This window comes from Mycobacterium sp. E2462 (genome assembly GCF_001672685.1).
Lineage (GTDB): Bacteria > Actinomycetota > Actinomycetes > Mycobacteriales > Mycobacteriaceae > Mycobacterium.
Genome location: NZ_LZKC01000006.1, coordinates 1 through 824 on the forward strand (window position 1 = coordinate 1; position 824 = coordinate 824).

Below are 824 nucleotides of genomic sequence, written 5' to 3' on the forward strand. Positions count from 1 at the left end.
TGCGCAACCACTGACGTCAGGCGCACAGACCCAGCCGGTCGACCAGCACCAGGAAGGCGACCGCGAAGTCGTTCTGCGCCGTCTGCGCCCGGATTCGCTCCCAGTCGAGCCGTTCGCGCACCGCGCGCACGGCCGGCAGCAGCTTGCCGAAGTCGCAATGCCGTTCGGTCATCGCGCGCAGCTGCTGGATCAGCACGACCGTGGGCGGCAGCACCGGCATCCTGATCGCCAGCACGTCGACCTCCTCGGCCTGATCGAGGTCCGCCGGCCCCACGGGCGCGCCGTTGACGCGGTGCAGCACGTCGACCAGCGTGTCCCCGATCCACGCCTTGAACAGCCAGTCCTCAGGGGGCCGTTTCACGATGAAGCCCGCGTGGGTCAGCGTGGCGACGGCGTCGTCGACGTCGGATTCGGCCACCACCAGGTCCACGTCGTGGCTGGGCTCCGGCGCCCCGTACGCCCACAGCGCGTAACTGCCGGCCAGGGCGAACCGCGGCCCGTGCTCCTTGAGCGCCGACGCCGCCGCGCGCAATCCGTCGCGCAGCGCGCCGGTCGCGGGCGGCTCGGTGGCCGCCGGGGGGAATGCTTCGGACGGTGCCTCGGACGGTGCCATAGTGCTGCAGGCATACCCGGCACCCGGGGCGGACAACCTGCGCACCGGCGCCCGACCGATCATTGTTAAGCCCGTTTAATTGATCGGGTTTCGGGAAATCTGCCACATATGCCAGCGCCCGCGCTTCGCGCCTACGACGCCGCCGCCGTGGTGATTCCCGCGCACAACGAGCGGGGCAAGCTGCCGGCGTGCCTGCGGGCCGTTCTCACCG

At 70.9% G+C, this 824-nt stretch carries 1 protein-coding gene; it reads right to left on the reverse strand.

Going from position 1 to position 824, the window contains the following annotated elements; genetic code table 11:
• Positions 1–16: 16 nt before the first annotated feature.
• Positions 17–613 (reverse strand): hypothetical protein, encoded by a 597-nt coding sequence (locus A5714_RS00210; RefSeq protein WP_068281689.1) that lies wholly within the window; start codon positions 611–613, stop codon positions 17–19.
• Positions 614–824 lie beyond the last annotated feature (211 nt).

Bases quoted from the DNA above. Each gene is read 5' to 3' on its own strand.
- A5714_RS00210 (WP_068281689.1), bottom strand. From the start codon at position 613: ATGGCACCGTCCGAGGCACCGTCCGAAGCATTCCCCCCGGCGGCCACC.